This is a genomic window from Kitasatospora sp. NBC_01302 (assembly GCF_035976515.1).
Classification (GTDB): Bacteria; Actinomycetota; Actinomycetes; order Streptomycetales; family Streptomycetaceae; genus Kitasatospora.
The window spans coordinates 1,729,812-1,739,571 of record NZ_CP108404.1 but is presented as its reverse complement, the minus strand read 5'-3'; the positions used below and the strand labels follow the sequence as shown (position 1 = coordinate 1,739,571).

At 75.1% G+C, this 9,760-nt stretch carries 1 protein-coding gene; it reads left to right on the top strand.

Annotated elements, in window-relative coordinates:
* The first annotated feature begins 258 nt into the window (after positions 1-258).
* Positions 259-9,753, top strand: a complete 9,495-nt coding sequence (locus OG294_RS07395; RefSeq protein WP_442789317.1) for a type I polyketide synthase — start codon at positions 259-261, stop codon at positions 9,751-9,753.
* Positions 9,754-9,760: the final 7 nt, after the last annotated feature.

The window sequence follows — 9,760 nt, the reverse complement described above, 5'->3', positions numbered from 1 at the left end:
GGGGACCGGGATGACTCCCGCACCGACCGACCCGCCCGCGGCCCCTCGTGCCGCGGCGGACCACCGGACCACCGATCACCACCGGACCACCGACCACCCGACCTCCGAGCATCACCCGACCTCCGAGCATCACCCGACCTCCGAGCATCACCCGACCCCCGATCACCCCCCGGCCGATCAGCACACGATCGACCAGCTCCTGACCGCGATTTTCCGCGCCCCGACCGCACGTGTCCCGGCTTCCCCGAAGGTGGCCCACTGATGGCAGACGAAAAGAAGCTCCTCGACCACCTCAAGTGGATGACGGCCGAGCTGCGCAGGACCACCCGCAGGCTGCGCGAGGTCGAGGACGCCGAGCAGGAGCCCATCGCGATCGTGGCGATGAGCTGCCGCCTGCCCGGTGGCGTGCGCTCGCCCGAGGACCTCTGGCAGCTGGTCGCCGCCGGCGGGGACGCCATCACCCCGTTCCCGGCCGACCGCGGCTGGGACGTCGACGGCCTCTACCACCCGGACCCGGACCACCCCGGCACGGTCTACGCCACCGGCGGCGGCTTCCTGCACGACGCGGGGCGCTTCGACGCGGAGTTCTTCGGCATCTCGCCGCGCGAGGCGCTCGCGATGGACCCGCAGCAGCGACTGCTCCTGGAGGCCTCCTGGGAGGTGGTCGAGCGGGCCGGGATCGACCCGGGCACCCTGCGCGGCAGCCGGACCGGCGTCTACGTCGGTGGCAGCTACCAGGGCTACGGCTCGGAGCTGGCGGAGGTGCCGGAGGGCGTCGAGGGGCGGCTGCTGACCGGCAACGCGACCAGCGTGCTCTCCGGCCGGATCGCCTACACGCTCGGTCTGGAGGGGCCGGCCGCCACTCTGGACACCGCCTGCTCCTCCTCCCTGGTCGCCCTGCACTGGGCCTGCCAGGCACTGCGCCGGGGCGACTGCTCGCAGGCGCTGGTCGGCGGCGTCACGGTGATGGCCACCCCGGACGTGTTCATCGAGTTCAGCCGCCAGCGCGGCCTGGCGGCCGACGGGCGCTGCAAGTCCTTCGCCGCCGGGGCCGACGGCACCGGCTGGTCCGAGGGCGTCGCGATGCTGCTGGTCGAACGGCTCTCGGACGCCCGCCGCAACGGGCACCCGGTGCTGGCCGTGGTGCGCGGCAGCGCGGTCAACCAGGACGGCGCCTCGAACGGTCTGACGGCGCCGAACGGCCCGGCCCAGCAGCGGGTGATCCGCCAGGCGCTGGGTGACGCCCGGCTGACGCCCGACCAGGTCGACGTGGTCGAGGCGCACGGCACCGGCACCACGCTGGGCGACCCGATCGAGGCGCAGGCCCTGCTGACCGCCTACGGTCGCGAGCGGGCCGCCGAACGCCCGCTCTGGCTCGGCTCGTTGAAGTCCAACATCGGCCACACCCAGGCGGCGGCCGGTGTCGCGGGCGTGATCAAGATGGTGATGGCGATGCGGCACGGCGTGCTGCCGCCGACCCTGCACGTGGACGAGCCGACCCCGCACGTGGACTGGACGGCGGGCGCGGTCTCGCTGCTGACCGAGGCCGTCGACTGGCCGGCGACCGGCGAGCCCCGGCGGGCCGCGGTCTCCTCCTTCGGGGTGAGCGGCACCAACGCGCACACCATCCTGGAGCAGGCGCCGGAGCCGGTCGAGACCGAGGGCGAGACCGGCGAGGAGGCGGCGGCACACGCCGGGAGCGCCGTGGTGCGCACCGCCGTGGTGCCGTGGCTGCTGTCGGCGAAGAGCGCGGCTGCGCTGCAGGCCCAGGCCGCGCGGCTGCTCGCCCACCTGGCCACCGACCCCGGCGGTGACCGCGGCCACGACCCGGTCGACCTCGGCTACGCGCTGGCGACCACCCGGGCCGTGCTGCCGCAGCGCGCGGTGCTGGTCGCCGGCGAACCGGAGGAGTTCCGCCGCGAGCTCCAGGCGCTGGCGGCGGGCGAGCACGGCGGCGCGCGGCTCGTGCGGGGCGAGGCCGGCGACGGCAAGCTCGCCTTCCTCTTCACCGGCCAGGGCAGTCAGCGGGCCGGCATGGGGGCCGAACTCTACGCCGCCTTTCCGGCGTTCGCCGACGCCTACGACGCGGTCTGCGCCGCGCTGGACCCGTACCTGGCGACGCCGGTCGGCGAAGCCGACGCGCTGCTCGACCAGACCGCCTACACCCAGCCGGCGCTCTTCGCGCTGGAGGTGGCGCTGTTCCGCCTCGTCGAATCCTGGGGCCTGACACCGGACTTCCTGGCCGGGCACTCGATCGGCGAGTTGGCCGCCGCGCACGTCGCGGGCGTCCTCTCGCTGGCCGACGCGGCCGAACTGGTCGCCGCGCGCGGCCGGCTGATGCAGCAACTCCCTGCCAGTGGTGCGATGGTGGCCGTGCAGGCGAGCGAGGCGGAGGTGCTGCCGCTGCTCGCGGGCCGCGAGCACGAGGTGGGCATCGCCGCCGTCAACGGCCCGTTGGCCGTGGTGGTCTCGGGTGCCGAGCAGGCCGTGGCGGAGATCGCCGCACAACTCGCCGAACGGGGCCGCAAGACCAGGCGGCTGACCGTCAGCCATGCGTTCCACTCGCCGCTGATGGAGCCGATGCTCGCCGAGTTCCGCGCGATCGCCGCCGGACTCACCTTCCACGCCCCGACGATCCCGATCGTCTCCACCGTCGACCAGTCCGCAGACCTGACGGACCCCGAGTACTGGGTGCGCCACGTCCGCGAGGCCGTCCGCTTCGCCGACGCCATCGCCACCCTGGAGCAGCAGGGCGTGTGCACCTTCGTGGAGCTGGGCCCCGACGGCACCCTCAGCGCGATGGGCCAGGAGTCCGCCGGCACCGCCGCGTTCGCCCCGGTGCTGCGCGCCGACCGCCCCGAGGCCGAGACGGTGCTGACCGGCGTCGCGCTGGCCCAGGTCCGCGGCGCCGCGCTGGACCGGGAGGCGCTCTTCGCGGGGCGGTCCGCGCAGCGCGTCGAGCTGCCCACCTACGCGTTCCAGCACGACTGGTACTGGCTGGAGTCGGGCGGCGCGGGCACCACGGCCGCGGCGGCGGCAGCCTCCACGGCCGCGCCGGATGCGGACTTCTGGGCGGCCGTGGAGCGCGAGGACGTCGACGCGCTCGCCGCGACCCTCGCCGTGCACGACGAGACCGCGCTGGGCACGCTGCTGCCCGCCCTGTCGGCCTGGCGCCGGCAGAGCCGCGAGCAGTCCACCGTGGACGGCTGGCGCTACCGGGCCGGCTGGCAGCCGGTCACCGACACCCCGGCCGGAACGCTGACCGGGACCTGGCTGCTGGTGCTCCCGGCCGGGCACCGCGACGACGCCCTCGTGCGGGACCTGGCGCGGGTGCTGACCGCGCGCGGCGCGACGGTCCGGCTGCTGGAGCCGGCCGGCACCGAGCGCGGCAGCCTCGCCGGCGAGCTGCTCGCCACCCTCTCCGACGCGCCCTCGCCCCTCGCCGTCCTCTCGCTGCTCGCGCTGGACGAGGCTGCCTCGGTGGCCGGCACGCTCGGGCTGCTCCAGGCGCTGGGGGACACCGGCTTCGAGTCGCCGCTCTGGTGCGTGACCCGGGGCGCGGTCTCCATCGGTGGCGCGGACCGGCTGGCCAGCCCCGTGCAGGCCCAGCTCTGGGGCCTGGGCCGGGTGGCGGCGCTGGAACAGCCGGAGCGCTGGGGCGGGTTGATCGACCTGCCGCAGCACGCGGACGACCGCGTGCTCTCCCGCCTGGCCGACGCCCTGACCGGGGTCGGCGGCGAGGACCAGCTGGCCGTTCGTGCCACCGGTCTGCTCGCCCGCCGCCTGGTCCGCGCCCCGCGCGGCACGGCGACCGCGTGGCAGCCGTCCGGAACGGTGCTGGTCACCGGTGGCACGGGCGCGTTGGGCGCCGAGGTGGCGCGTTGGCTGGCCCGCAACGGTGCCGAGCAGCTCGTGCTCGCCGGTCGGCGTGGCCCGGACGCCCCGGGTGCGGCCGAGCTGGTCGCCGAGCTGGGCGCGTTGGGTGCCACGGCGACGGTGGTGGCGTGTGATGTGGCCGACCGGGCGGCGCTGGCCGGGCTGTTGGCGGCGCACCCGGTCTCGGCCGTCTTCCACACCGCCGGGGTGCTGGACGACGGAATGCTCGACGGCCTGACGGCCGAACGCTTCGCCGCCGTGGCCCGGCCGAAGGCGGACGCCGCCCGCCATCTCCACGAACTCACCGACGGACTCAGCGCGTTCGTGCTCTTCTCGTCCACCGCCGGCACGATCGGCAACCCCGGCCAGGCCAACTACGCGGCGGCCAACGCCTATCTGGACGCACTGGCGGAGCAGCGCCGGGCCGACGGCCTGCCCGCCACGGCGATCGCCTGGGGCCCGTGGAGCAGCGGCGGCATGGCCGCCGACGGGGCGCTGGAGCAGCGGCTGCGCCGCGAGGGCGTGCCGCCGATGGACCCGGCGTCGGCGATCACCGCGCTGCACCAGGCACTGGAGAACGGCGACGGCACGCTCGCGGTCGCCGACATCAGCTGGCAGCTGCTGCTCGGCGGTGCCACCGGCAGCCGCCGAGCCACCACGCTGTTCGACGCGATCCCCGAGGCCCGCCAGGCCCTGGCGGCCGCTGCCGCCGGCGCGGCCACCGACCAGCAGGCGCAGCACGGGCCGCTGGCCCAGCGGCTGGCCGCCCTCGCCCCCGCCGAGCGGGAGCGCGCGCTGCTCGACGCCGTCCGCACCGAGGTGGCCGCCGTGCTCGGCTACCCCGGCCCGGACGCGGTGGACCCGGCCCGGGCGTTCAAGGAGCTGGGCTTCGACTCGCTGACCGCCGTCGAGCTGCGCAACCGCCTGAACGCCGTCACCGCCCTGAGCCTGCCCAGCACCCTGGTGTTCGACTACCCGACCACGACTGCGCTGGCCGGCCATCTGCGCGGTGAGTTGCTCGGTGCGGGGCAGGCTGAACCAACGGCGTTCGTGGCGCGGGCGGTTGACGACGAGCCGATCGCGATCGTGGCGATGAGCTGCCGGTTCCCGGGGGGCGTTGCGACGCCCGAGGAGCTGTGGCGGCTGCTGGCCGCGGGTGGCGATGCGATCTCCGGTTTCCCGACCGACCGTGGTTGGGACCTGGCCGCGCTCTTCGGCGAGGGCGAGACACAGTCCTCGCACACCCGCAGCGCCGGTTTCCTCTCCGGTGTGGCCGAGTTCGATCCGACCTTCTTCGGGATCTCGCCGCGTGAGGCGCTGTCGATGGACCCGCAGCAGCGGCTGCTCCTGGAGACCTCCTGGGAGGCGTTCGAGCGGGCGGGCATCGACCCGGCCACCCTGCGTGGCAGCCAGGCCGGCGTCTTCATCGGCACCAACGGCCAGGACTACCTCGCCCTCGCCGCCTCCTCGGCGGACGAGCTGGCGGGCCAGCTCGGCACCGGCACCGCGGCGAGCGTGGTGTCGGGTCGGTTGTCGTACACCTTTGGTCTGGAGGGGCCGGCGGTGACGGTGGACACGGCGTGTTCGTCGTCGTTGGTGGCGTTGCATCTGGCGGGGCAGGCGTTGCGGGGTGGTGAGTGTTCGTTGGCGTTGGTGGGTGGTGTGACGGTGATGTCGACGCCTGGTGCGTTTGTGGAGTTCAGTCGTCAGGGTGGGTTGGCGGCGGATGGTCGGTGCAAGGCGTTTGCGGGTGGTGCGGATGGTACGGGGTGGGGTGAGGGTGTGGGGATGTTGTTGGTGGAGCGGTTGTCGGATGCGGAGCGCAACGGGCATCCGGTGTTGGCGGTGGTGCGTGGCAGTGCGGTGAATCAGGACGGTGCGTCGAATGGTCTGACGGCGCCCAATGGTCCTTCGCAGCAGCGGGTGATTCGGCAGGCGTTGGCGAATGCGGGTGTGGTGGCGTCCGGGGTGGATGCGGTGGAGGCGCACGGTACGGGGACGGTGCTGGGTGATCCGATCGAGGCGCAGGCGTTGCTCGCCACCTACGGTCAGGAGCGGCCGGCCGACCAGCCGTTGTGGTTGGGGTCGGTGAAGTCGAACATCGGTCATACGCAGGCGGCTGCGGGTGTGGCGGGTGTGATCAAGATGGTGTTGGCGATGGGGCATGGGGTGTTGCCGCGCAGTCTGCACATTGATGAGCCGACGTCGCAGGTGGACTGGTCGTCGGGTGCGGTGGCGCTGTTGGCGGAGGAGCGGGTGTGGCCGCGGAGCGGGCGTCCGCGTCGTGCGGGTGTCTCGTCCTTCGGGCTGAGCGGTACCAACGCCCACGTCATCCTGGAACAGGCACCCGTGGTGGCACCCCCTGCTCCGGCGGCAGTCGCCCCGTCCGTTCTCCCGGTGCTCCTGTCCGCGCGCACCGAGCAGGCGCTGCGTGCGCAGGCCGAGCGCCTGCGGTCCTGGGCCGGCACCGAGCCGGGCCGGGCCGGGCTGCCCGACCTGGCCTACTCGCTGGCGACCGGGCGGACCGCACTGGAACACCGGGCCGTCGTGGTGGCCGATGACGAGCAGGGGTTCCTGGGGGGTCTTGAGGGGTTGGTCTCGGGGGAGCCCGGTGCGACCGTGGTGCGGGGCTCGGCCACGGGCGGCAGGTTCGCCTTCCTCTTCACCGGCCAGGGCAGTCAGCGGGCCGGCATGGGAGCGGAGTTGCACAAGACGTACCCGGTGTTCGCCGAGGCCTACGACGCGGTCTGCGCCGAGCTGGACCAGCACCTGGCGACACCGCTCGGTCAGGCCGACGCGCTGATCGACGAGACGGCCTACACCCAGCCGGCGCTCTTCGCGCTGGAGGTGGCGCTGTTCCGCCTCGTCGAGTCCTGGGGCCTGACCCCCGATTTCCTGGCCGGGCACTCGATCGGTGAGCTGGCCGCCGCGCACGTCGCGGGGGTTCTCTCGCTGGCCGATGCCGCCAAGCTGGTGGCGGCGCGTGGCCGCCTGATGCAGGCGCTGCCCGCCGGTGGTGCGATGGTGGCGGTGCAGGCCGCCGAGGCCGAGGTGCTGCCGCTGCTCGCCGACCGTTCCGACGTCGGGATCGCCGCGGTCAACGGCCCGACATCCCTGGTGCTCTCGGGCGCCGAGGACGCGGTCCTTGAGGTCGCGGCGCAGCTGGACCGCAAGACCAGGCGGCTGACCGTCAGCCATGCGTTCCACTCGCCGCTGATGGAGCCGATGCTCGCCGAGTTCCGCGCGATCGCCGCCGAACTCACCTTCCATACCCCGACGATCCCGATCGTCTCCACCCTCGACCAGTCCGCAGACCTGACGGACCCCGAGTACTGGGTGCGCCACGTCCGCGAGGCCGTCCGCTTCGCCGACGCCATCGCCACCCTGGAGCAGCAGGGCGTGCGCACCTTCGTCGAGCTGGGCCCCGACGGCACCCTCACCGCGCTCGCCCAGGACTGCGTCACCGCCGAGGACGCACACGCCGTGCCGACCCTGCGCGCCGACCGTGCCGAAGCCCGGACGCTGACCACCGCGCTGGCCCGGGCCCACGCGAACGGCGCCGCGATCGACTGGCCCGCCTACTTCGCCCCCACCGGCGCCCGCCGGGTCGACCTGCCCACCTATGCCTTCCAGCGCGAGCGCTACTGGCCGCGGCCCGCCGCCGACGCCCCGCCCGCCACCGCCGGCACCCCGGACGCGGTGGATGCCAGGTTCTGGGAGACCGTGGAGCGCGAGGACCTCGAAGCGCTCACCAGCACCCTGGGCCTGGACGGCGACCAGCCGCTCAGCGCGGCGCTGCCCGCGCTCTCGACCTGGCGCCGGCAGAGCCGCGCCCGGTCGGCGGTGGACGGCTGGCGCTACCAGGTCGCCTGGCACCCCGTCACCGGCTCACCCGTCACCGGCTCACCCACTGCCGGCTCACCCGCCGCCGCACTCACCGCCGCCGTGCCGACCGGTACCGCACTCACCGCCGCCGCGCTCAGCGGCACCTGGCTGGTCGTCACCCCGGCCGGCGCCGCCGAACCCGCCGCGCCCGTCCTCGCCGCGCTGACCGGGCACGGCGCCGAGGCCCGGCAGCTCACCGTCGGCACGGCGCAGACCGATCGCGCCGCCCTGGCCGACCGCCTGCGTGCCGAGCTCGCCGCGGCCGGTCCGCTGGCCGGCGTGGTCTCGCTGCTCGCCTTCGACGAGACCCCGCACCCCGCCCACCCCGCGTTGCCCGCGGGCCTGGCGGCCACCGCGCTGCTGGTGCAGGCGCTCGGCGACGCCGGGGTGCCCGCGCCGCTGTGGTGCCTGACCCGCGGCGCCGTCTCCACCGACCGGGCCGACCACCTGACGAACCCCGTGCAGGCGCAGGTCTGGGGCCTGGGCCGGGTGGTGGCGCTGGAGCACCCCGACCGCTGGGGCGGGCTGATCGACCTCCCGGCGACCCTGGACGAGCCCGTGCTCTCCCACCTCGCCCAGGCACTGGGCGGCGGCACGGAGGACCAGCTCGCCCTCCGAGCCACGGGCCTGCTCGCGCGGCGCCTGGTGCGCGCCGGGCAGGGCGAGGCCACCGGCTGGCGGCCGTCCGGCACCGTCCTGGTCACCGGCGGCACCGGTGCGCTGGGCGCCGAGGTGGCCCGCTGGCTGGCCCGCGGCGGCGCCGAGCACCTGGTGCTCACCAGCCGCCGCGGTCCGCAGGCGCCCGGTGCGGCCGAACTGCGCGAGGAGCTGGCCGGCCTGGGCGTCGCCGTCACCATCGCCGCCTGCGACGTGGCCGACCGCGCGGCGCTCGCCGACCTGCTCGGCTCGCTGGAGCAGCCGCTGGACGCCGTCGTGCACGCGGCCGGTGCGGTCGCCGACGCCGCCCTCGCGGAGAGCGGACTCGCCGACCTGGCCGAGGTGATCGACGCCAAGGTGAGCGGCGCGGCGCACCTGGACGCGCTGCTCGGCGACACCGAGCTGGACGCCTTCGTCACCTTCTCCTCGATCGCCGGCGTCTGGGGCAGCGGCGGCCAGGCGGCCTACGCCGCCGCCAACGCCTTCCTGGACGCCCTGGTGACCAGCCGCCGGGCCCGCGGTCTGGCCGGCACCTCGGTGGCCTGGGGCCCCTGGGGCGGGGCCGGCATGGCGGCGGGCGCGGCGGCCGAGGAGCACCTGCGCCGGTTCGGCCTGCCGGTGATGGACCCCGCGGCGGCGCTGATCGGCCTGCAGCTCGCCCTGGACGGCGCGGCGCCCACGAGCGTGGTGGCCGACGTCGACTGGGCCCGCTTCGTGCCGTCCTTCACCGCCGCCCGGCCGCGCCCCCTGCTGGGCGAGCTGGCGGAGGTGCGGCAGCTGCTGGCCGCCGAGCAGGCCGCCGCCGCGCCGGGCAGCAGCGAGGAGACCGGGCTGCGCGGCCGGCTGGCCGCCATGACCGCCGCCGACCGCGACCGCGCGCTGCTGGACCTGGTGCGCGGCGAGGTCGCCACCGTCCTCGGCTACGCCGGGGCGCACGCGGTGGAGCCCACCCGGGCCTTCCAGGCGCTCGGCTTCGACTCGCTGACGGCGGTCGAGCTGCGCAACGCGCTCAACACGGCCACCGGCCTCAAGCTGCCGTCCAGCGCGGTCTTCGACTACGCGACGCCGACGGCCCTCGCCGGACACCTGCGGGACGAACTCTTCCCGGACCAGGCCGATGCCGCCCTCGACCCCGAGGAGGCCGAGCTGCGCCGGGCGCTGGCGGCCATCCCGCTGGCCCGGTTCCGGGAGGTCGGGCTGCTGGAGACGCTGCTGAAGCTGGCCGACCCCGGCACCGACAGCACGACCCCGGACAGCGGCGACGACCTGGACCTGATCGACTCGCTCGATCTCGACAGCCTGATCGACATCGCTCTCGACAGCAACGATTCCTGAACCGTCC